Consider the following 19,946-nt stretch of genomic DNA (forward strand, 5'->3'; position numbering starts at 1 on the left):
GTTGGTACCACAGTGGAAAGGGCACCGCGATGAAGTTTCTGACCACCGTTGAGCTGGGCGGCAAGACCGCGACCGGGCTGCGGGTGCCGGTGGAGGTGGTGGAGGTGCTCGACGCGGGCAAGCGGCCCGCCGTGCTGGTCACCATCGGCGGGCACCGCTACCGCAGCACGGTCGCGGTGATGGGCGGGGAGTACTGGCTGCCGCTGAGCGCGGAGAACCGCACCGCGGCCGGGGTGGCGGCGGGTGACCGGATCGAGGTGACGGTGGCCCTGGACACCGCGCCGCGCACGGTGGAGATGCCCGCGGACCTGGCCGCCGCGCTGGCCGCCGAACCCGCCGCGGCGGAGTTCTTCCGGGGCCTGTCCTACAGCAACCAGCGCTGGCACACGCTCAACATCGACGGCGCGAAGACCGCGGAGACCAGGGCCCGGCGGATCGCGAAGTCGGTCGAGACGCTCAAGGAGGGCAAGCCGCGCTGAGCTGTCACGGGTAGCGGCGGAACCGCTCGTCCAGCGCGCCGGCGAGGCTGAGGACGGACCGCCGACCAGCCAAGGTGTCGCTTGACAGAGTTTAAGACGACCGGTCATATTGACCTCATGACCACTGCATCCAAGTCCACCTACCGCGCTGTCGAGGCGCGGGGTTCCCGGCAGTTCACGCTGGTCGAACGGCAGATCCGGGAGCCGGCCCCCGGCGAGGTGCGGCTGCGCGCGCTGACCTGCGGCGTCTGCCACACCGACGCGATGGCGGCCGAGGGGCTGCGCGAAGACCCGAGCCAGCCGATCGTGCCGGGGCACGAGATCGTCGGGGTGATCGAGGCGGTCGGCGCCGGAGTGCGCGGCTGGCAGGCCGGTGAGCGGGTGGGCGTGGGCTTCCTCGGCGGGCACTGCGGCGCCTGCCAGTCCTGCCGCCGGGGCGACTTCGTGAACTGCGCGGACCAGCCGCGCACCGGCACCAGCGTGGACGGCGGGTACGCCGAGGTGGTCTACGCGCGGGCGTCCGGGCTGGTCCGGATCCCGGCGGAGTTGTCGGCGGTGGAGGCCGCGCCGCTGCTGTGCGCGGGGCTGACCACCTACAGCGCGCTGGCGGGGCTGGACGCGCGGCCCGGCGCGCTGGTGGCGGTGCAGGGCATCGGCGGGCTCGGGCACCTGGGACTGCAGTACGCCCGCGCGCTCGGCTACCGGGTGGCGGCGATCGCCAGGGGCACGGACAAGGCGGCGCTGGCGGCCGAGCTGGGCGCGGAGCACTACATCGACAGCCGGACCGAGGACCCTGGCGAGGCCCTGCAGCGGCTCGGCGGCGCGGCGGCGATCGTGGCCACCGCCGCCAGCGGGGCCTCGATGTCACCGCTGGTCGCCGGGCTGGCGCCGCGGGGCGTGCTGCTGGTGCTCGGCGCGGCCGGGGACCCGATCACGGTGAACACCACCGACCTGATCTTCGGCACCCGGTCGATCACCGGCTGCCTGACCGGCTCCTCGATCGAGAACGAGGACAACCTGGCCTTCAGCGTGCGCGGCGGGATCCGGGCAATGAACGAGGTGCTGCCGATGAGCGAGGCGCCCAAGGCCTACGAGCACATGCTCTCCGGCAATGCCCGCTTCCGCGTGGTGCTCGACCTGACGGCCTAGTGTCCTGAGTTGTTAATTCGCGTGCAGTAGCGGGCGATGGATTCCAGGATCTGGTCGGCGGTCTTGGTCCAGACGTAGGGCCGGGGATTGTCGTTCCAGGTCTTGATCCAGGCGCGGATGTCGGCGTTGAGCGCGCGGACGCTGGTGTGGCTTCCGCGTTGGAGCTTTTTGGTGGTCAGTTCAGAGAACCAGCGTTCGACGAGGTTGAGCCAGGAGCTTGAGGTCGGGGTGAAGTGCACGGTGAAGCGCGGGTGGGCGGCCAGCCAGCGCTTGATGACCGGTGTCTTGTGGCTGGAGACGTTGTCCAGCACCAGATGCACCGCCAGCTCGGCGGGGACCTCCTTGTCGATGGCGATCAGGAACTTCTTGAACTCGATCGCGCGGTGCCGTGCGTGGAGCCGTCCGATGATCTTGCCGGTGGTGATGTCCAGGGCGGCGTAGAGGCTTGAGGTGCCGTGCCGGATGTAGTCGTGACTGGCCCGCTGTGGCGTTCCCGGCAATAGGGGCAAGATGGGTGCGGTGCGGTTGAGTGCTTGGATCTGGGACTTCTCGTCCACGCACAGCACCACCGCCCGTTCCGGTGGTGCGAGGTAGAGGCCGACCACGTCCTTGATCTTGTCCACGAACAACGGGTCCTTGGACAGCTTCCATGCCTCACGTCGGTGCGGTTGGAGTGCGAAGGCGTTCCAGATCCGGGAGACCGCGGTCTGGGTCAGGCCGGACTCGGCGGCCATCGAACGTGTGGACCAGTGCGTGGCGTTGGCCGGTGTGGACTCCAGTGTTTTCACGATCACCGCCTCGACCTGCTCATCGGAGATCGTGCGGGGACGGCCGGGGCGTGCTTCGTCGAGCAGGCCGTCCAGACGGTCGGCGATGAACCGTGAACGCCACTTGGCCACTGTGTTGCGCTGGATGCCCAGCTCGGTGGCGATCTCGCTGTTCGAGCCGCCTTCAGCGCAGCGCAACACGATCCGTGATCGCAGCGCCACTGCCTGGGCTGTCTTCCGTCGCCGCGCCCAGCCGTTCAGTGTGTGTAGCTCGTCATCGGAGAGCGCCAGTGCGGGCAGCTTAGGGCTGGGCATACTGAACCCTAAGCCACTGCACACGAACTAACGACTCAGGACACTAGTCCGCGGCGAGCAGGTCGTCGAACACGGTCGCGAAGAAGTCGTCGAAGGCCTGTCCGGACCGCACCACCTTGGTCCGCAGCACCGTACCCTGCCAGGCGTTGAGCACGAACCGGGCCACCCGGTCCGGGTCCAGCCCTGCGGGCGCGGTGCCGCCGGCCTGCGCCTCCCGCACCAGTTCGGCGATCGCCCCGGACCAGGCGCTCAGGTCGGTGTCCACCTCGGCCCGGATCGCCGCGCTGTGATCGGCCTGCTCGGAGCCCATGTTGCCGATCAGGCAGCCGCGGGTGAACTCGTTGCCCACCATGACATCCCGCATGATCCCGAACCGCGCGCGCAACCGTTGCAGCGGCGCGGCCGCGGGGTCGGCGTCCCGGCTCCACTCCGGGTTGGCCGCGTACCGCCCGATCACCTCGACGCCCAGCTCCTCCTTGCTGCGGAAGTGGTTGTAGAAGGAGCCCTTGGGCACGCCGGCGGCGCGGGTGATGGCGTCCACCGAGCAGGCGGAATAGCCGCTGCGGTGGAACTCGGCGAGGGCCGTCTCGACGATGACCTCGCGGACGCTGGGACGTGGCATGAGTTAAATATGACCAGTCGTCTTGAGGGTGTCAAGGCTGGTCGGAGCGGTGACAGGGCTGGCCGAATGACCGATCCGCCGGCTCGATCTCCGGCTTTTCAGCCGAGGTGCGGGCTCCCGGTGGCCCGGCAGGGTGGGGGCAACTTCACTGGGGAGGAGCAGCGGACATGGGGACCGGGCGGCGGGTCAATGCAGGGCGGGTGGCGGCCTTTGCCGCGGGGCTGGCGGTGGTGGGCTATCTGATCGCGCCGTTGTTGCTGGCCGGGAACTCGGCCTCGGAGGCCGCCGCGGCGGCGGAGGTGCGGCCACTGGTGGGCGGCGACGTGTCCGGGGTCCGGGTGGAGGGGCTGCCGGGGGTGGACTCGGCGGGGAGCTGGTTCGAGCTGGTCGAGGCGAGCGGGGTGGACGGGATGGGGAACCCGGTCCGGGTGCTGGCCCGGCAGGTGGACCCCGGGCGGCACCGGGCCGAGGACGTGTCCTGGTTCGTCTCGCTGCCCGCGGTGACCGGGTTGCGGCCGGCGCCGGACGGGCGGCTCAGCGGGGAGGTGGACGGGGTCCGGGTGGACCTCGTGCTGGGGGCCCGGATCGAGGGCAATCAGGTGGTGGTCGTGGCGGAGAACGCCAGTGTGGCGGGAGATCCGGTGGCCATCGACGCGTTGCCCGAGGGCGCGCGGGCGGCGGCGGCGCCACGGCGCGCGCCGTTGCCCTCGGGGGTGTCCGGACTCGGGGTGCGGGGGCTGGACATGGACGGGGAGCGGCCCCGGGTCGAACTGGGGGCCGGTGGCGTGGTGACCGGGGTGCGCTGAGGCGCTACTGGCAGGTGTTGCGGGAGTCCGGTTTCAGGAACTCCGCGGCCACCCAGCGCTCGTCGGCGAGCTTGCGGAAGCCGTCCTTGGTCTCGCCGTGACCGCCGGTCTGGGCGTCCTTGCGCAGCCTGGCCACCACCTTGTGCGCGGTGCCGGGGCCGGAGCGGACGTTGAGCAGATCGGCCTGCACATGGAACTCGCAGCGGGGCTTGCCGTCGGCCGGGGCCTCCCCCGGCTTGTCGCCCTGGGCGTTGCTGCCGAAGGACAGCACGAACAGACCAGCGGCGGCGGCACCTGCCAACAGCACCGGACGGATCATGAACACGGCAGCCTCCTCGGCGCTCACGGGCCTGTACCCGGTATAGCGGGCTGGCTCTGAGCTGCGAAGAGGGCGGCGGGCAAGTGCACTCGGGTGGCCGGACCGGCCACCCGAACGTGCTTGCGGCGGCAACGAACGGTGAGCGGAAAAAGCCCGAGGGCCGTCTTCCGGCGCGGGAAGACGGCCCTCGGAACCTGTGGTGACCGGACTCAGCCGGCCATCTTCTTCTGCAGGTTCTCATCCAGGGTGCCGAGGAAGTCCTCGGTGGTCAGCCACTCCTGGTCCTTGCTGATCAGCAGCGCCAGGTCCTTGGTCATCTTGCCGCTCTCGACGGTGTTGATGATGACCTGCTCCAGGGCCTCGGCGAAGCCGGTGACCTCGGGGGTGCCGTCCAGCTTGCCGCGGTGCTTCAGGCCACCGGTCCACGCGTAGATCGAGGCGATCGGGTTGGTGGAGGTCGGCTTGCCGGCCTGGTGCTGGCGGAAGTGCCGGGTGACGGTGCCGTGCGCGGCCTCGGCCTCGACGGTCTTGCCGTCCGGGGTCATCAGCACGGAGGTCATCAGGCCCAGCGAGCCGAAGCCCTGCGCCACGGTGTCGGACTGCACGTCACCGTCGTAGTTCTTGCACGCCCAGACGTAGCCGCCCTCCCACTTCATGGCCGCGGCGACCATGTCGTCGATGAGGCGGTGCTCGTAGGTCAGGCCCTTGGCGTCGAACTCGGCCTTGAACTCGGCCTGGAAGATCTCCTCGAACACGTCCTTGAACATGCCGTCGTAGGCCTTGAGGATCGTGTTCTTGGTCGACATGTAGACCGGGTAGTTGCGCAGCAGCCCGTAGGACAGCGAGGCGCGGGCGAAGTCCTCGATGGACTTGCGGAAGTTGTACATCCCCATGGCGACGCCGCCGCCCTCGGGGAACTGCGCCACCTCGATCTCCACCGGCGCGGAGCCGTCGGCCGGGGTGTAGGTGATGGTGACGGTGCCAGGACCGGGGACCTTGAAGTCGCTGGCCTTGTACTGGTCACCGTGCGCGTGCCTGCCGATGATGATCGGCTTGGTCCAGGTGGGCACCAGGCGCGGGATGTTGGAGATGATGATCGGCTCGCGGAAGACCACGCCGCCGAGGATGTTGCGGATGGTCCCGTTCGGGCTCCGCCACATCTTCTTCAGGCCGAACTCCTCGACGCGCGCCTCGTCGGGGGTGATGGTCGCGCACTTCACGCCGACGCCGTGCTTCTTGATGGCGTTGGCCGAGTCGATCGTCACCTGGTCGTCGGTGGCGTCCCGGTACTCGATGCCGAGGTCGTAGTACTCGAGGTTGACATCGAGATACGGGTGGATGAGCTTGTCCTTGATGAACTGCCAGATAATGCGGGTCATCTCGTCGCCGTCGAGCTCGACGACGGTCCCGTGAACCTTGATCTTGCCCATGCGGCGGGCTCTCCTCTCGCGACAATGCAAGCAAGACAAGCGTACTGGTAGCGGCGGGTAGTTGCTTTTGGCCCTCGGGAAAAGGGAACACCGTCACACTCGCTGTCGGTGCCGACCGATAGGTTTCCCTCGCTGAACCGGGTGAATCTGCGGGGGGAACCATGTCGACAGGGCCGACGCACGCGATCAGTGGCACAGCCGCCTGGGGGGCGGTGGTGGTCGGCTTCGGCGCCTACGACCTGGGGCACTTCACCCCGCAGACCGTGGTGGTGGGGGCCATCATGGCCTCCGGCGCGGCACTGCTGCCCGATCTTGACCACCCCGGCTCCACGGTGTCCCGCACCTTCGGCCCGATCAGCAAAGCCGCGTCCAAGGCGATCAACACGGTCAGTCACGCGGTGTATCGGGGAACCCGGACCAAGAAGGACTCCAACCGGGACGGTGGCCACCGCGGACTGACCCACACCGTGGTCTTCGCGCTGCTGGCCGGGATCGGCACCACCGCGGTGGTGCAGGCGACCAACCGGTGGGCGCTGCCGATCCTGCTGTTCTTCTTCTGCGGCCTGGCCGTGCGCGGACTGATGCACAAGTGGTGCCCGAAGCGGGACGCCTGGGCGATCAGCGGTTCCTCCGCGCTGCTGACCATCCTGTGCTGGTCCTGGGCGCAGACCGGGCCGGAGCAGGCCCCGGCGCTGGGCATCGCGGTGATCACCGGCTGCGTGGCGCACTACATCGGGGACGCGATCACCGAGCAGGGCTGCCCGATGCTGTGGCCGGTGCCGATCATGGGCAAGCTGTGGTTCCCGGTGGCCCCGCCGAAGCTGCTGCGGATGAAGACCGGCGGCAAGGTCGAACTGAGCCTGATCCTGCCGGTGCTGACCTTCGCCGCGGTGTGGCTGTCCGCGGCCGCGCTGCAGCGGGCCGGGGCGGTGCCCTGGCTGGAGTGGGACCTGCTGCCCGGCGGCTGGTCCTCGGTGCCGCCGGTGGCCGCGGGCTAGGTCCTACCCCGGCAGCTCGGCCACCAGTTCGTCCACCTCGCGCTCGTACAGCGCGCCCGCCGAGATGCCCATCGGACCGAACTGTTCGGTCACCTCCAGGCTGACCAGGCCGTGCAGGCGGCTCCACGCGGTAAGCGCCCAGTGCAGTTCGGCCGGGCTGCGGTCGCCGTGCCCGGCGCGGGCGCCCCAGGTGGCCAGCTCGTCCCGGAGCTGACCGGGTAGTTCCGGGCCGGGCTTACGGCCGGTGTCGTCGAAGACGGTGAGCAGCACGGTCATCGCCCGGTTGGCGGCCGCGATGGTGTCCTCGGGAGCCTGGTAGCCGGGCACGGGGGTGCCGAAGAGCAGCAGGTACCGGTGCGGCTGGGCGAGGGCCCAGCCGCGGAAGGCGGCGGCGTAGGCGCGGGCCCGTTGCCCGGCGGCGCCGGTGGTCGCCTCGGTCACCGCGTCGGCCAGGTCGTGGTAGGCGTCCGAGATCAGCGCGGTGAGCAGGGCGTCCCGGCTGGCGAAGTAGCGGTAGAGCGCCGGGCCGGTCACCCCCATGCGTTTGGCGATGGCGTTCACCGACACCCCGGTCGCGCCTGCCTCGGCCACCTGGGCCAGCGCGTGCTCCTTCACCTCGGCGATGGTCTGCTCGCGGAACCGCTCGCGCCGGTCGCTCACCCGTGTCCTCCTGCCCGCTTGACAGGATGAATGTAACAGAGTCAAACTCATGTAAGAAGTTCTTACTCCAGTAAGAGACCTGTTAGGACTGCCGCGCCGCACTGGCTGAAGTTTTCGGTTTGGCGCGAGGTGGAAAGCTGGACCCAAGGGTGGCCGAAAGGCTGCCGATGGACCGGGCCGGTGAGGCGCTGACCACACTCACCGCGGGCGGCGTCACCGGCAAGATCGTGCTCACCCCCTGACTGGGAGGAGTGCCCTGGTGACTCGGGTACGCGAGATCGTGGTTGCGGCCAAGGGCGGACCGGTTGAGGTGCGGGAACGCACCGCACACCACCCGGCGGCAGGCACCGCGCTGATCGAGGTGGAGGCCAGCGGGGTGGCCTTCGCGGACGTGCACATGCTGCACGGCACCTACCCCGCCCAACCCAAGTTCCCGTTCACCCCCGGCTACGACCTGGTCGGCAAGGTGCGCTCGATCGGCGACGGCGTCTCCCAGCACCTGACCGGCACCAGGGTGGCCGCGCTGACCGTCACCGGCGGCTGGCGGAGTTTCGCCGAGGTCGAGGCCACCAAGCTGGTGCCGGTGCCCGAGGGCGTGGACAGCCCGACCGCGGTGGCCGCGGTGCTCAACGGGATCACCGCGTTCCAGATGGCCGCCAGGGCCAAGCTCGGGTCCGGGCAGACCGTGCTGGTGCACGGGGCCAGTGGCGGGGTGGGCACGCTGCTGGTGCAGCTCGCGCTGAACGCGGGCGCGCGGGTGCTGGGCACCGCCTCGGCGGCCAAGCACGAGGCCGTGCGCGAACTGGGCGCCGAACCGATCGACTACCGCGGCGACGTGCCGGCGCGGGTGCGTGAGCTGGCGCCCGACGGGGTGGACGCGGTGTTCGACCACCTGGGCGCGCAGAGCTACGCGCAGAGCTGGAACCTGTTGGCGCGCAAGGGGATCGTCATCGGCTACGGCTCGGCCAGCACCTATGACAAGCCAGGCAACCGGTTCCTGCCGTACCTGCCGCTGGTCGGCCGGATTCTCGGCTACAAGGTGCGCGGACTGCTCGGCGCGAGCAACGGGCGGCGGGCCGATTTCTACGGCATCCGGCCGGGCGCCGGCGCGAACGCGGCGCTGGCCGAGGTGTTCGAGCTGGTCCGGAGTGGACAGTTGGAGGTGCCGATCGCCGAGCGGATGCCACTGGTGGAGGCGGCCGCCGCACTGACGAAGATGACCGGCTCCCGCGGGGTCGGGAAGATCGTGCTCATCCCCTAATTGACTTGCCCCGCGCCGTAGCGTTGCTGGACGTGCGCTCTTCGGCAGCTCCCTATGCGCGCATGATCGGCGCGGGTTTCCGTCGTTACTCCTCCTATCGTCAGGCCACCGTCGCGGGCCTGTTCACCAACGTCGTCTTCGGGCTGCTCCGGGTCTCGGTGCTCTTCGCCATGCTCGACGGGCGGCGCGAGATCGCCGGCTACGACCCGGCCCGCTCGGCCACCTACGTCTGGCTCGGGCAGGGCATGCTCGCCACCGTCGTGCTGTGGGGCCAGCACGAGATCGGCGAGCGGGTGCGCACCGGGGACGTCGTGGTGGACCTGTCCCGGCCGTGGAACCTGCAACTGGCCCTGCTCGCCGAGGACCTCGGCCGGGCCGGTTATGCCGTGCTCACCCGGTTCCTGCCGCCGGTGATCTTCGGCGCGCTGTTCTTCCCGTTCCTGTGGCCGGGACAGGGCCTGACCTGGCTGCTGTTCCCGCTGAGCCTGGCGCTGGCGGTGGGCGTGAGCTTCTGCGCCCGGTTCCTGTTGGCGCTGAGCGCGTTCTGGCTGCTGGACAACCGCGGGCCGGTGTCGCTCTACGGCATGTCCGCCGGGATCCTGGGCGGGCTGATCGTGCCGCTGGCCTTCTTCCCGGACTGGGTGCAGACCGTGCTCTGGCTGACCCCGTTCCCCTGCCTGGTGCAGGCCCCGATCGACGTGTTCACCGAGGCCGGTGCACCGCTGATCCCGTTGGCCTACCAGGCAGCCTGGTTCGGCATCCTCTACCTCGGCGGGCGGCTGGCCATGCGCGGCGCGGTGCGCAAGGTGGTGGTGCAGGGTGGCTAGCCTCGCGGTGTACCGCAGGCTGATCGGCGCCCAGATCCGCTCGCAGCTGAGTTACCGGGCCTCCTTCGCGATGGCCTGCCTCGGCGACGCGATCGCGCAGGCCACCGAGCTGGTGGCGATCCTGGTGATCTTCTCCCGGATCACCGACCTCGGCGGGTTCAGCCGCGCCGAGGTGCTGCTGATGTACGCGCTGGCCAGCACCTCCTTCGGCCTGGCCGATCTGGCGGTCGGCCAGCTCGACCGGCTGCCGCAGTACCTGCGCACCGGCAAGTTCGACTCGGTGCTGACCCGGCCGCTGAGCAGCCTCGGCCAGATCATGGTCTCGGACTTCCAGCTCCGGCGGCTGGGCCGGATCTGCCTGGGCATCGGCGTGCTGACCTATGTGGTGTCCACAGTGGACATCGAATGGGGCTGGCACACCGCACTGCTGCTGGTGATCACCCCGATCGCGGGCGCGGTGCTGATGAGCGCGGTGTGGATCATGGCGGCCTCGGTGTGCTTCTGGCTGATCGAGGGCTCGGACCTGGCCAACAGCCTCACCTACGGCGGGCACTTCCTCGCCTCGTACCCGATCACCGTCTACCCGGCCTGGCTGCGCACCGCGCTGGCCTTCGTCATCCCGGCCGCCTTCATCGCCTACTTCCCCGCGCTCGCCCTGCTCGGCAAGCCCGATCCCCTTGGCACGCCTGCCTTCCTGGGCTGGATCAGCCCGGTGGTGGCGGTGCTCGCGCTGGGACTGGCCGCGCTGGTGTGGCGGGCCGCGGTCAGACACTACCGAGGGACTGGATCATGACCCCGCACCTCGAAGCCGAGGACCTGACCCGCACCTTCACCGTGCGCCGCAAGCTCAGCCGGTTCCGCAGCGAACGGCACGAGGTGACCGCGGTGGACTCGGTGTCCTTCGCGGTGCAGCGCGGCGAGGCGGTCGGCTACGTCGGGCCCAACGGCGCCGGCAAGTCGACCACGATCAAGATGCTCACCGGCATCCTCACTCCCACCGGCGGCCGGGTGCGCACCTGCGGCCTGGACCCGTCCCGGCGGCGGGTGGAGCTGGCCGCGCGGATCGGCGTGGTCTTCGGCCAGCGCAGCCAGCTCTGGTGGGACCTGCCGCTCTCGGACAGCTTCGCGCTGCTGCGCGATATCTACCGGGTGCCCGCCGCCGAGCACGCCACCCGGCTCGCCGAATGCGTGGAACTGCTGGGGCTGGGCGATTTCCTGGGCACGCCGGTGCGGCAGCTCTCGCTCGGCCAGCGGATGCGCGGGGAGGTCACCGCGGCACTGCTGCACGCCCCGGAACTGCTGGTGCTGGACGAACCGACCATCGGCCTTGACCTGGAGTCCAAGGAGCGGCTGCGCGAGTTCCTGGCCGAGCTGAACGCCACCCGCGGCGTCACCCTGCTGCTGACCACGCACGACCTGGACGACATCGAACGGCTGTGCCGCCGGTTGCTGGTCATCGACCACGGCCGGGTGCTGGCCGACGGACCGCTGTCCCGGCTGCGCACCGAGGCGGTCGGCGAGCGCACCCTGGTGGTCGACCTGGAGGCGCCTGCCGAGCCGCTGACCGGGCTGCCTGGGGTGACCGGGTGCCGGGTGGAGAACGAGGGCAGGCGGCACCACCTGGTCTTCCGGCGGGACCGGATCACCGCGGCCGCGCTGATCGCGGCGGTGGCCGAACGGGCCGCGGTGCACGACATCTCGGTGGTGGAGCCCAGCATCGACGACGTGATCCGGCGGCTCTACGCGGGCGGGGTTGTCCACCCAGCGGAGGAGATCGGGGTCAGCCCGGGGACCGACGCGGGCTGACTTCCGCTCTCCCTAGCCTGGGCGCCACCGAAGACGTCCACCACTGGAGGGGTTCCGATGCGCAGGTCACGGCTGGTCTTACTCGCTCTCGCCACGGTGCCGGCGATCGCCGTGCTCGGCGCCTGCCAGCAGGCGAGCGCGTTCGCGGACAAGGCCAAGGTGTGCACCGAGGCGATCAACCTGGCCACCCTGCAGCCCAACCCGGACGACCCGCAGCAGACCAGGAACGAGGCCAAGGAGAAGGCCGACCGGCTGATCGACCTGACCAAGAACGTGGCCGAGGCCGACCTCAAGGGCGCGCTGACCACGGTGGCCGACCACTACACCTCGCTGGCCAAGGAGAAGGTCGACGGTGTGGTCAACCTGGGCAACTGGGCCAAGCAGACGGTGCAGAACCTGAACACCGTGCGCAAGGTCTGCCTGGGCTGATCAGCTCTTGCGGGCCAGCAGCACCGCGTCGTAGAGGGCCTTGCGGCTGACCCCGGTGCTGGCCGCGACCGCGGCGGTGGCGTCCTTGAGCCGGGCGCCACCGCGCACCCGCTCCTCCACCACCTCCACCAGCGCGGTCACCTCGACCTCGTTCTGCTCCGGCGGCACCCCGGCGAGCACCACGGTGATCTCCCCGCGCACCCCCTCGGCGGCCCATTCGGCCAGCTCGGCGAGGGTGCCGCGGCGGATCTCCTCGTAGGTCTTGGTCAGTTCCCGGCAGACCGCGGCCAGCCGGTCGCCGCCGAGCACCTCGGCCGCGTCGGCCAGGCTGTCCGCCAGCCGGTGCGGGGCCTCGAAGAAGACCGAGGTGCGCTGCTCGCTGGCCAGCTGGGTGAACCAGCGCCGCCGCTCACCGGCCTTGCGCGGCGGGAAGCCCTCGAAACAGAACCGCTCGCAGGGCAGTCCGGACACGGCCAGCGCGGTGGTCACCGCGGAGGGTCCTGGCAGGCAGGTGACATGCAGGTCCTCGGTCACGCAGGCCGCGACCAGCCGGTAGCCGGGGTCGGACACGCTGGGCATGCCCGCGTCGGTGACCAGCACGACCGTCCCACCGCCGCGGATGGCCTCGACCAGGCCGGGCAGCCTGCCCACCTCGTTCTGCTCGTAGAAGCTGACGATCCGGCCGAGTGGCTCGACCTTGAGCGCGGAACACAGGTTGCGCAGGCGTCGGGTGTCCTCGGCGGCGATGACATCGGCGCTGCGCAGGGCCTCGGACAGGCGCGGTGAGGCGTCGCCGATCTCGCCAAGCGGGGTGGCGGCGAGCACCAATCGACCCGATCCGGGTGGGGCGTCCATGCTCCTCACCCTACGATCGACGCCGTGAGTGTTCTGGTGCCGCCCGCCGCCGGCCGTACGACCGACGAGGGCTGGCTGGCAGCCGAGAAGGCGCCGCCGCCCGAACCGCCAGGTGGCGCCGTGGTGCACGACCCGGCCGAGCGCCTCGGCCCGCCCATGCCGACCGACCGCCTGCGCGGCTGGCTGGTGACCCTGTCCCTGGCGCTGCTGGGCGGGCTGGTGCGGTTCTGGAACCTCGCCCACCCCACCGACAAGGGCACGCCGGTCTTCGACGAGAAGCACTACGTGCCGCAGGCCTGGCAGGTGCTGCGCAACGGCGGCTACGAGGACAACCCCGGCTTCCGGCTGATCGTGCACCCGCCGCTGGGCAAACAGCTGATCGGCTTCGGCGAGTGGCTCTTCGGCTACAACGGCCTCGGCTGGCGGTTCACCGCGGCCATCGCGGGCGTGGTGTGCATCATCCTGATCGTCCGGATCGCGCGGCGGCTGACCCGCTCCACGCTGCTGGGCGCGCTGGCCGGGGTGCTGCTGGTGGCCGACGGGGTCAGCCACGTGCAGTCCAGGGTCGGCATGCTGGACATCTTCCTGACCGTGTTCATCGTGGCCGGTTTCGGCGCGCTGCTGGTGGACCGGGACATCGTGCGCGACCGGCTGGCCGTGGCGGTGCGCGAGGGCTGGATCAACGCCAGCGAGTACGGGCCGCGGCTCGGCTTCCGCTGGTGGCGCTTCGCCGGTGTGCTGCTGCTCGGCCTGGGGCTGGGCGTGAAGTGGTCGGCGGCCTTCTTCGTGCTGGCCTTCGCCGCGCTGAGCGTGTTCTGGGACGTCACCGCCCGCCGCGCGGCCGGGGTGCGCCGCCCCTGGCGCGGCACCATCGCCAGGGACCTGTTCCCGGCCTTCGCCGCCTTCGCGGTGGTGCCGGTGCTGGTCTACTTCGGCACCTGGTGGGCCTGGTACGCCAGTGAGACCGGGGTGGACCGGCACCTGGTCGGCGGCACCCTGCCCGAGGGCGGGACCTGGGGTTTCATCCCGGACGCGCTGCGCGCGCTGCTGTACAACAACGGCGAGGTGCTCAACTTCCACAACAACCTCAGCCCGACCGAGAAACACCCGTACGAGTCCAAGCCGTGGGCCTGGCCGATGGGCCTCAAGCCGATGCTCTACTACTTGGAGTCCAACGGCGTGGTGCCCGGCTGCGGCCGCACCGACTGCATGGCAGGCGTGAAGCTGATCGGCACCCCGGCCATGTGGTGGCTGGCCTTCCCGATGCTGGGCTGGGCGATCTGGCGCGCCTTCGGCAAGCTGGACTGGCGCTACGCCGCCGTGCTGGTCGGCTACTGCGCGGGCTGGCTGCCCTGGTTCACCAACCTGGACCGCCAGATGTACTACTTCTACGCCACCCCGATGGCCCCGTTCATGGTGCTCGGCCTGGTGCTGATCCTGGGCGAGATCCTGGGCAAGGCCAGCGACGGCGTGGAACGGCGCAAGACCGGGCTGCTGGTGGTCGCGCTGTACGTGGGCCTGGTGATCGCCAACTTCGTCTGGCTGTGGCCGATCCTCAACGGCGATTCGGTGACCCCGTGGCGCTGGCAGGCCGAGGTCTGGCTGCCGTCCTGGAACTAGCCCGCCGCCCAGTGAGTCAGCCGAGCAGCAGCAGGCCGAAGAGCAGCAGCACCAGGCCGCGGAAGGTGTTGGCCAGGTAGGCGACCGGGATCGGCCCGGCGCCGAGTTCGATGGTGGCGGTGCTGGTGTCGTAGCTGGCGGCGTCGCGGGCGACCGTGCGCAGCACCGACACCGCGACCAGCGGGATGACCAGGGCCAGCGCCGGGGTCAGGGCGGCGGGGACGAGCAGCAGCGCGGCCGCGGTCCACAGCGTGACCAGGGCGGTGAGCAGACCGGCCCAGGTCTGCCAGATCACCCGGCGGTCGAAGCCGAGCCAGCGGCGCAGCCCGGCGCTGCGGTACAGCTCGCCGAGGCCGCCGGTGAAGGGCAGCACGGCGAAGTAGCCGCCGAGCCCGAACAGCCAGACCGGGGACAGCCCCCAGGCGACGCCCGCCGCGACCAGGCCGGCCAGCAGCAGCGAGGGCAGCACGAAGCGGCGGCGGGCGAGCAGCCGGACCAGCTCCAGGCGCAGCAGCACCGGGCGGCGCAGGGTGAGGCGTGCGGAGACGGGTTCGCCGACCGGGAGCAGCAGCAGGACGTCCAGGAAGCGGGTGGCGACGCCGCGGATGACCCGGTTGGCCCAGCGGCTGACCAGCTGGGCCCGGCCCAGGCGATCGGCCGCCCGTCTGGCGCCGATCAGGGCAGCGCCGGTCAAGGTCAGGAAGGCGCCCGCGACGGCGGCGAGCAGGATCGGGGTGAGCAGGCCGCAGAGCGCTAGGACAGCCAGTGCGGCGAGCACGGCGGGCAGCGCGAGTTCGACCGCGCTGGTCAACTCCGTCGGCAGCCGCCACACCAGGACCGCGGCCAGTGCGGCGCTGCTGAGCAGGAGCGCGGTGCCCGCGAGGGTGGCAGGCACGGACAGCCCGCCGACCAGCGCGACCAGGCCCCACAGGTAACCGAGTCCGCCCAGCCTGGCCGCCCAGGCCGCCCACATCCGGCGGCCCAGGGTGCGCACCCGGCCCCCGGGCCCGAAGTCGGACCAGGTGAGCTGGGCCGGACTGGCCCACTGGAAACCGCGCTGGCTCAGTGATCGCCAGGCCAGCGCGGCGGCCAGGCAGAGCAGGGCCAGCACCGCGGGCTCGGCGGCCGCGCCGGTGGTCACGCCCAGGGTGACGCGGACGTCGGCCAGGTCGAAGAACGGGTAGACCAGCAGCGCGGCCAGGAACAACCAGCCCAGGGCGCGGTCGTCCGGCAGCAGGCGGGTGAGCAGCCGGGTCACGTCAGCTCCACGGTGCGATCCGCGATGGCCGCGCGCAGGTTCGGATCGTGCGTGGCCACCACCACCGCGACCCCCTCGGCAGTGCACTGCCGCACCAGCTCGGCCACCCAGCCCCGCGCGTTGACGTCCAGGGCCCGCTCGGGTTCGTCCAGCAGCAGCACATCGTGCGGCCGGGCGATCGCGCCGAGCAGCAGCAACCGCTGCCGCTGCCCCGCGCTCAGCGCCGCCGCGGCCACGTCCGCGCACACCCCGAGTCCGGCGTACTCCAGGAGTTCCAGCACATCCTCGGCACTGGCCGGACGGCCGAAGGAGCCGAGCAGCAGGTCGATGTGCTGGCGCGGGCTGAGTTCGGCGAACAACTCGGAGTCGTCCAGCTTCACCGACACCGAACGCCGGAACTCCACCGAGGTCTCATCCGGCGGCGCCCCGGCCACCAGCACCTGGCCCTCGCTGACCGGCTGGGTGCCGTACACACAGCGCAGCAGGGTCGACTTGCCGATGCCGTTGGCCCCCGTCAGCACCACGCACTCGCCAGGGTCCACGGTCAGGTCCAGCTCCCGGAACAGCCACCGCTGCGCGACCCGGACCCCCAGGCCCGCCGCGACGATCTCCGCCATGTCCGCACGCTACCGGGATCCGCCATCGAGTGATGGCTTGCCAACGGGGCAAAGGCAACACTGGCCGCCATGACCGACGAGTTCCGCTACGGCTGGGACGCACCACGCATCCCGCCCTACGAAGGCCCGCTGCCACCGACCCCGGCGAACCTGGAGGTGGGTCGCTTCCCCACCATCACCGAGATCCGGCGGCTGCTGCCCGCCAAGGCGCTGGCGGAGTTCGAGCGGCAGCTGGCCGGGGCCAGGCTTGATGAGCTGGTGGCGGTGGTACAGGACTGGGGCGCGCACGCGGTGCACCTGCACGACGAGGACTACCAGCGGGCGGCCCGGCTGATCGCGGAGGGGCGGGACGGGGAGCTGGAGTCGGTACGCAGGCTCCAGCTGGAGCGGGGGGAACTGTGACTGGCGGCTACCTGGTGGTCTACGAGGACCAACCGCGCAAGACCCTGGACGGGCTGCCCGCGGCCACCCGCGCGCGCATCACCGGGCGGATCGAGAGCTGGGCCAGGAGCGCGGAGCTGCTCGACTGCGACGACTACTCCAGCCACCGGATCGACGAGCCGCCGGTCTTCAGCGCGCGGGTCCGGGTCCGGCACACGAGCCGGGCCGTGATCACGGTGACCCTGCTCGCGCTGGCCTGACCGCCTAACCGAATCGGGCGATCAGCTCCGCCCGGTCCAACCGCAAGTCGTACTGGTCGATGTCCGCGGCGAACCCCTGCGGCACGATCTTCTCCACCCGGAAACCCAGGTGCTCGAAAAACCCGGTGCTGTGCTGGCTGGTGCTCAGGGTGACCGCGACCGCATCCGGATCGGCCGCGATCAGCCGCAGCCTGGCCTCCAGCAGTGCCCGGCCCAGGCCCTGGCGGTGCCTGCGTCGTTCCACCATCCCCCAGCACAGCGTCCACACGCCCGGCTGGGCGCCGTTGGGCGCGTGCCCGCCCGCGGCCACCAGTCCGCCGTTGATCCGGCCGACCAGGTACACCCCTGGCAGCTTGTCCAGGAACTGGGTGAACTCCGCGCGCTCGCTCGCGGCGAAGAAGAGCGGCACGTTGCTGTCGAACAGCCGCAGGCAGTCGTCGCGATCGGCTCGCTCGTACGCCGTCAGACGCATCATTGCCATCGAGGCCTCCCCAGCCTCTCGGGATGGGTGAGTATGACCAGCCCCGACCGGGACACGCCAGCCTCTCCAGTGAATGTAAACGCTTTCCAATTCGGCCGACCGGACCTGTCGCGACGACCGGCGGAAATGGTCGCATGTGCGGGTGACCGCACGTACCGCAGTTGTGCTCGCCGTCGCCGCCGCGGCCGCCCTGCTCCCCAGTACGGCCTCGGCCGCGCTCCCGGCCTCGGTGGTCAGTCGCGCCTGGTTCGGCGGCGGGGCCGACGGCGGCTCCGGCACGCCCGCGGTGAGTGCGGACGGCCGCTTCGTGGCCTTCGCCTCGACCGCGGCGAACCTGGTCCCGCACGACCGGAACGGGCACTCGGACATCTTCGTCCGAGACACCTGGACCGGACTGACCTCGCAGGTCAGCGGGGGTAACGGCCCGGCATACGACGCCCCGGCGATCAGCGCGGACGGCCGCCTCATCGCCTACCTCACCGACGCTGCCGACCTGGTGCCCGGCGATGCCAACGGCCTGCCGGACGTGGTGGTCACCGACCGGCGCACCGGCCGCACCACCGGGGTGAGCACCGGCGGGGACGGGGAGACCTTCGGCGCGCCCTCGATCAGCGCGGACGGGCGGTTCGTGGTGTTCCGCTCCGCCGCGGCCAACCTGGTGCCGGGCGACACCAACGGGGTCGCGGACGTCTTCGTGCGGGATCTGCGCACCGGCGGGATCGAACGGGTCAGCGTGGCCGCGGACGGGACCCAGGGCGACAAACTGGCCCACCACGGCACCGCGGTCAGCGCGGACGGACGGCACGTCGTCTTCCCCTCGGCCGCGACCAACCTGGTGCCCGGAGACACCAACGGCAGCGTGGACATGTTCGTCAAGGACCGCGCCACCGGCGTGGTGACCAGGGCGAACACCACCGCCACCGGCGAGCAGAGCAGCTCCTACACGCTGATGCCCGCGATCACCGCCGACGGCGGGCAGGTGTTCTTCGTGGCCTGGGGCGACAACCTGGTGCCCGGCGACACCGAGGACACCCCGGACGTGTTCGGGAAAACCCTGCGCACCGGGGAGATCCGCCGGGTCAACACCGCCAGCGACGGGCGGGCCGCGGACGCCCAGCCCTACCAGCCCACGATCAGCGCGGACGGCCGCTACCTGAGCTTCTCCTCGATCGCGGCGAACCTGGTGCCAGGGGACACCAACAACGTCGACGACGTCTTCCTCAAGGACCTGCGCACCGGCGTGCTGACCCGGATCAGCCTGCGCGCCAACGGAAAGCAGGCCGACGGCTTCTCCGTCACGCCTGCGCTGAGCGCGGACGGGCGCAGCATCGCCTTCGCCTCGCACGCCCGGCTCGGCCTCGGCGAGGGCAGGCACCCGGACGTCTACCTGGTGCGCCGGTAGGCCCCCGGCGTGGTCCCGGTCCAGCGGCGGAAGGCCCTGGTGAACACGGCCGCGTCCGCGTAACCCAGCCGGGCCGCCACCTGCGTCACGGCCAGCTCGGTGCGCTCCAGCAGTTCCAGCGCACGCACCCGGCGGATCTCCTCGGCCAGCCGCCGGTAGGACACGCCCTCCGCGAGCAGCCGCCGGTGCAGGGTCCGGGTGGAGACGTGTAGTCCGGCCGCGACCACCGGCATCTCCGGCACGCCCTCGGCGTGCGCGCGCAGCCGGGCCCGCACCCGGTCCGCGGTGGCCCCGCCACCCAGACTGGCCAGCAGCGCGGCGCACTCCCGCTCGCACACCCGCCGGGTGCGGCCGTCGGCCTGCGGCAGCCTGCGGTCGAGCAGCCCGCGCTGCGCGATCAGCGCGTTGTGCCGCGCACCAAAGACCACCGGCGCGCCCAGCGTCCTGGCATACGGGGCCTCGGCTGGCCTGAAGCGCAGCTCGACCCGTTGCGGCACAAGGGGTTCACCCAGCACCGCGCCGAGGATGGCGCGGGCCGCGGTCAGTTCCCGTTCGACCACGAACCGGCGCAGCGGCGGCGGCAACGCCTGATCGGCCACGGTCATCAGCACCTCGTCGGCCACCTCGCGGACGCCGATCCCGGCCAGCGCGTAGGTCAGTCCGAGGTGCCGCACGCCCAGCACCGCCGCCTCCCGCAGGGTGGCGCTGGCCAGCATGGCGAAGCCCCACACGCCGTAGCTGGGCAGCCGTAACCTGCCGCCAACGGCGAGGCCGAGTCCGGGCGGATTCCCGGTGGCGCGCACCAGGTTCCGCGCCACCAGCAGCTCGGCTCCTGCCGGGATCCGGGCCGCGCCGTCACCGAGGGCGGACTCGGCGACCCCGCTCTCCCGCAGGCAGTCCGCGGGCGGCACGCCGTGCTCGGCGCCCACCTCCAGCAACGCCCGCACGCCCGCCAGCCCGCGCCGCGCGGCCGGGGGCTGGCCGAAAAAGTCCGCATCCTGTCCGGCAAGGCCACTGGCCGACACGGCCGATCTCCCTAACGTCGAAAGGGCAGCCGACCCGGCGAAGTGTATCCGGAATTCGGCCGCCAGGGAGTCGCCGCCGAATGGAGCAGTGACGTTTGCGCGCGGCTCGAATACTGACGGGAGAAAAGCGCATGGAAACACAGACTTCATTACCGGCGATTTCCGGAAACATCCGGCGA

At 71.1% G+C, this 19,946-nt stretch carries 24 protein-coding genes; 14 read left to right on the top strand and 10 right to left on the bottom strand.

Translation table 11 applies throughout. The annotated features are described in order from the left end of the window. Positions 1 to 29 precede the first annotated feature (29 nt). Both ACTOWY_RS11375 and ACTOWY_RS11380 read left to right on the top strand, forming a co-directional pair. Positions 30 to 479, top strand: coding sequence for a YdeI/OmpD-associated family protein (locus ACTOWY_RS11375; protein ID WP_441309569.1), 450 nt, complete (start codon positions 30 to 32; stop codon positions 477 to 479). A gap of 117 nt (positions 480 to 596) precedes the next feature. Then, positions 597 to 1,628 (top strand): alcohol dehydrogenase catalytic domain-containing protein, encoded by a 1,032-nt coding sequence (locus tag ACTOWY_RS11380; protein ID WP_441309570.1) that lies wholly within the window; start codon positions 597 to 599, stop codon positions 1,626 to 1,628. Here the strand turns inward: ACTOWY_RS11380 and ACTOWY_RS11385 are convergent. Continuing rightward, a complete protein-coding gene (locus tag ACTOWY_RS11385; RefSeq protein ID WP_441309571.1) occupies positions 1,625 to 2,710 on the bottom strand; it encodes an IS630 family transposase in 1,086 nt (361 codons plus the stop codon). The genes ACTOWY_RS11380 and ACTOWY_RS11385 overlap by 4 nt on opposite strands. 43 nt (positions 2,711 to 2,753) lie before the next feature. Then, positions 2,754 to 3,332, bottom strand: a complete 579-nt coding sequence (locus ACTOWY_RS11390; protein WP_441309572.1) for a TetR family transcriptional regulator C-terminal domain-containing protein — start codon at positions 3,330 to 3,332, stop codon at positions 2,754 to 2,756. Between the two features lie 167 nt (positions 3,333 to 3,499). Between ACTOWY_RS11390 and ACTOWY_RS11395 the strand changes: the two genes are divergently transcribed. Further along, complete coding sequence (locus tag ACTOWY_RS11395; protein ID WP_441309573.1) at positions 3,500 to 4,138, top strand: hypothetical protein; 639 nt, start codon at positions 3,500 to 3,502, stop codon at positions 4,136 to 4,138. A gap of 4 nt (positions 4,139 to 4,142) precedes the next feature. On the opposite strand, the gene ACTOWY_RS11400 is transcribed toward ACTOWY_RS11395, so the two are convergent. Next, a complete protein-coding gene (locus ACTOWY_RS11400) occupies positions 4,143 to 4,463 on the bottom strand; it encodes an SH3 domain-containing protein (RefSeq protein ID WP_441309574.1) in 321 nt (106 codons plus the stop codon). A gap of 203 nt (positions 4,464 to 4,666) precedes the next feature. Beyond that, the gene (locus ACTOWY_RS11405) at positions 4,667 to 5,887 is read right to left on the bottom strand and encodes an NADP-dependent isocitrate dehydrogenase (protein WP_185001597.1); all 1,221 of its coding nucleotides are present in this window, start codon (positions 5,885 to 5,887) and stop codon (positions 4,667 to 4,669) included. A 161-nt stretch (positions 5,888 to 6,048) separates the two neighbouring features. Here ACTOWY_RS11405 and ACTOWY_RS11410 point away from each other — a divergent pair, with 161 nt between their 5' ends. Next, entirely contained in the window at positions 6,049 to 6,885 is an 837-nt protein-coding gene (locus ACTOWY_RS11410) for a metal-dependent hydrolase (protein ID WP_441309575.1), read from the top strand. A gap of 3 nt (positions 6,886 to 6,888) precedes the next feature. Here ACTOWY_RS11410 and ACTOWY_RS11415 read toward each other — a convergent pair whose 3' ends face one another. Next, on the bottom strand, positions 6,889 to 7,545 hold the full coding sequence (locus tag ACTOWY_RS11415) for a TetR/AcrR family transcriptional regulator (protein ID WP_441309576.1): 657 nt from the start codon (positions 7,543 to 7,545) through the stop codon (positions 6,889 to 6,891). 101 nt (positions 7,546 to 7,646) lie between these two features. Here ACTOWY_RS11415 and ACTOWY_RS11420 point away from each other — a divergent pair, with 101 nt between their 5' ends. From ACTOWY_RS11420 to ACTOWY_RS11445, 6 genes are read left to right on the top strand one after another with little or no spacing between them, the layout of a single operon-like run. Further along, the gene (locus ACTOWY_RS11420; RefSeq protein WP_441309854.1) at positions 7,647 to 7,787 is read left to right on the top strand and encodes a zinc-binding dehydrogenase; all 141 of its coding nucleotides are present in this window, start codon (positions 7,647 to 7,649) and stop codon (positions 7,785 to 7,787) included. A gap of 17 nt (positions 7,788 to 7,804) precedes the next feature. Next, positions 7,805 to 8,806, top strand: coding sequence for a zinc-binding dehydrogenase (locus ACTOWY_RS11425; protein ID WP_441309577.1), 1,002 nt, complete (start codon positions 7,805 to 7,807; stop codon positions 8,804 to 8,806). A gap of 32 nt (positions 8,807 to 8,838) precedes the next feature. Next, positions 8,839 to 9,633 (top strand): ABC transporter permease, encoded by a 795-nt coding sequence (locus ACTOWY_RS11430; RefSeq protein WP_441309578.1) that lies wholly within the window; start codon positions 8,839 to 8,841, stop codon positions 9,631 to 9,633. Beyond that, positions 9,626 to 10,426 (top strand): ABC transporter permease, encoded by an 801-nt coding sequence (locus tag ACTOWY_RS11435; protein ID WP_441309579.1) that lies wholly within the window; start codon positions 9,626 to 9,628, stop codon positions 10,424 to 10,426. The genes ACTOWY_RS11430 and ACTOWY_RS11435 overlap by 8 nt, the downstream gene beginning before the upstream one ends. After that, positions 10,423 to 11,439, top strand: coding sequence for an ABC transporter ATP-binding protein (locus ACTOWY_RS11440; RefSeq protein ID WP_441309580.1), 1,017 nt, complete (start codon positions 10,423 to 10,425; stop codon positions 11,437 to 11,439). The genes ACTOWY_RS11435 and ACTOWY_RS11440 overlap by 4 nt, the downstream gene beginning before the upstream one ends. Positions 11,440 to 11,496: 57 nt before the next feature. After that, positions 11,497 to 11,868, top strand: a complete 372-nt coding sequence (locus ACTOWY_RS11445) for a hypothetical protein (protein WP_441309581.1) — start codon at positions 11,497 to 11,499, stop codon at positions 11,866 to 11,868. Here ACTOWY_RS11445 and rsmI read toward each other — a convergent pair whose 3' ends face one another. After that, positions 11,869 to 12,723, bottom strand: a complete 855-nt coding sequence (rsmI, locus tag ACTOWY_RS11450; RefSeq protein ID WP_441309582.1) for a 16S rRNA (cytidine(1402)-2'-O)-methyltransferase — start codon at positions 12,721 to 12,723, stop codon at positions 11,869 to 11,871. It lies immediately after the preceding gene. Between the two features lie 156 nt (positions 12,724 to 12,879). On the opposite strand from rsmI, the gene ACTOWY_RS11455 reads away from it, so the two are divergent. Beyond that, positions 12,880 to 14,343, top strand: coding sequence for a dolichyl-phosphate-mannose--protein mannosyltransferase (locus ACTOWY_RS11455; protein WP_441309855.1), 1,464 nt, complete (start codon positions 12,880 to 12,882; stop codon positions 14,341 to 14,343). Between the two features lie 16 nt (positions 14,344 to 14,359). Here ACTOWY_RS11455 and ACTOWY_RS11460 read toward each other — a convergent pair whose 3' ends face one another. Next, a complete protein-coding gene (locus ACTOWY_RS11460) occupies positions 14,360 to 15,601 on the bottom strand; it encodes a hypothetical protein (RefSeq protein ID WP_441309583.1) in 1,242 nt (413 codons plus the stop codon). After that, positions 15,598 to 16,218 carry an ABC transporter ATP-binding protein gene (locus ACTOWY_RS11465; RefSeq protein WP_441309584.1) on the bottom strand — a complete coding sequence of 207 codons (621 nt, stop codon included), beginning with the start codon at positions 16,216 to 16,218 and terminating at the stop codon, positions 15,598 to 15,600. The genes ACTOWY_RS11460 and ACTOWY_RS11465 overlap by 4 nt, the downstream gene beginning before the upstream one ends. 69 nt (positions 16,219 to 16,287) lie before the next feature. Here ACTOWY_RS11465 and ACTOWY_RS11470 point away from each other — a divergent pair, with 69 nt between their 5' ends. Both ACTOWY_RS11470 and ACTOWY_RS11475 read left to right on the top strand, forming a co-directional pair. Beyond that, positions 16,288 to 16,620, top strand: a complete 333-nt coding sequence (locus ACTOWY_RS11470; protein WP_441309585.1) for a hypothetical protein — start codon at positions 16,288 to 16,290, stop codon at positions 16,618 to 16,620. Beyond that, complete coding sequence (locus tag ACTOWY_RS11475) at positions 16,617 to 16,859, top strand: hypothetical protein (protein ID WP_441309586.1); 243 nt, start codon at positions 16,617 to 16,619, stop codon at positions 16,857 to 16,859. Before ACTOWY_RS11470 ends, ACTOWY_RS11475 begins: the two co-directional genes overlap by 4 nt. 4 nt (positions 16,860 to 16,863) lie before the next feature. Here ACTOWY_RS11475 and ACTOWY_RS11480 read toward each other — a convergent pair whose 3' ends face one another. Further along, positions 16,864 to 17,340: a GNAT family N-acetyltransferase gene (locus ACTOWY_RS11480; RefSeq protein WP_441309587.1), complete on the bottom strand. Its 477-nt coding sequence runs from the start codon at positions 17,338 to 17,340 to the stop codon at positions 16,864 to 16,866. A 142-nt stretch (positions 17,341 to 17,482) separates the two neighbouring features. Here ACTOWY_RS11480 and ACTOWY_RS11485 point away from each other — a divergent pair, with 142 nt between their 5' ends. Further along, positions 17,483 to 18,742, top strand: coding sequence for a TolB family protein (locus tag ACTOWY_RS11485; protein ID WP_441309588.1), 1,260 nt, complete (start codon positions 17,483 to 17,485; stop codon positions 18,740 to 18,742). On the opposite strand, the gene ACTOWY_RS11490 is transcribed toward ACTOWY_RS11485, so the two are convergent. Next, positions 18,724 to 19,767 (bottom strand): AraC family transcriptional regulator, encoded by a 1,044-nt coding sequence (locus ACTOWY_RS11490; protein ID WP_441309589.1) that lies wholly within the window; start codon positions 19,765 to 19,767, stop codon positions 18,724 to 18,726. The genes ACTOWY_RS11485 and ACTOWY_RS11490 overlap by 19 nt on opposite strands. Positions 19,768 to 19,946: the final 179 nt, after the last annotated feature.

Source organism: Crossiella sp. CA198, assembly GCF_052078295.1.
GTDB lineage: Bacteria > Actinomycetota > Actinomycetes > Mycobacteriales > Pseudonocardiaceae > Crossiella.

Bases quoted from the DNA above. Each gene is read 5' to 3' on its own strand.
- ACTOWY_RS11375 (WP_441309569.1), top strand. From the start codon at position 30: ATGAAGTTTCTGACCACCGTTGAGCTGGGCGGCAAGACCGCGACCGGG.
- ACTOWY_RS11380 (WP_441309570.1), top strand. From the start codon at position 597: ATGACCACTGCATCCAAGTCCACCTACCGCGCTGTCGAGGCGCGGGGT.
- ACTOWY_RS11395 (WP_441309573.1), top strand. From the start codon at position 3,500: ATGGGGACCGGGCGGCGGGTCAATGCAGGGCGGGTGGCGGCCTTTGCC.
- rsmI (WP_441309582.1), bottom strand. From the start codon at position 12,723: ATGGACGCCCCACCCGGATCGGGTCGATTGGTGCTCGCCGCCACCCCG.
- ACTOWY_RS11390 (WP_441309572.1), bottom strand. From the start codon at position 3,332: ATGCCACGTCCCAGCGTCCGCGAGGTCATCGTCGAGACGGCCCTCGCC.
- ACTOWY_RS11470 (WP_441309585.1), top strand. From the start codon at position 16,288: ATGACCGACGAGTTCCGCTACGGCTGGGACGCACCACGCATCCCGCCC.
- ACTOWY_RS11410 (WP_441309575.1), top strand. From the start codon at position 6,049: ATGTCGACAGGGCCGACGCACGCGATCAGTGGCACAGCCGCCTGGGGG.
- ACTOWY_RS11405 (WP_185001597.1), bottom strand. From the start codon at position 5,887: ATGGGCAAGATCAAGGTTCACGGGACCGTCGTCGAGCTCGACGGCGAC.
- ACTOWY_RS11440 (WP_441309580.1), top strand. From the start codon at position 10,423: ATGACCCCGCACCTCGAAGCCGAGGACCTGACCCGCACCTTCACCGTG.
- ACTOWY_RS11455 (WP_441309855.1), top strand. From the start codon at position 12,880: ATGCCGACCGACCGCCTGCGCGGCTGGCTGGTGACCCTGTCCCTGGCG.
- ACTOWY_RS11465 (WP_441309584.1), bottom strand. From the start codon at position 16,218: ATGGCGGAGATCGTCGCGGCGGGCCTGGGGGTCCGGGTCGCGCAGCGG.
- ACTOWY_RS11480 (WP_441309587.1), bottom strand. From the start codon at position 17,340: ATGGCAATGATGCGTCTGACGGCGTACGAGCGAGCCGATCGCGACGAC.
- ACTOWY_RS11385 (WP_441309571.1), bottom strand. From the start codon at position 2,710: ATGCCCAGCCCTAAGCTGCCCGCACTGGCGCTCTCCGATGACGAGCTA.
- ACTOWY_RS11445 (WP_441309581.1), top strand. From the start codon at position 11,497: ATGCGCAGGTCACGGCTGGTCTTACTCGCTCTCGCCACGGTGCCGGCG.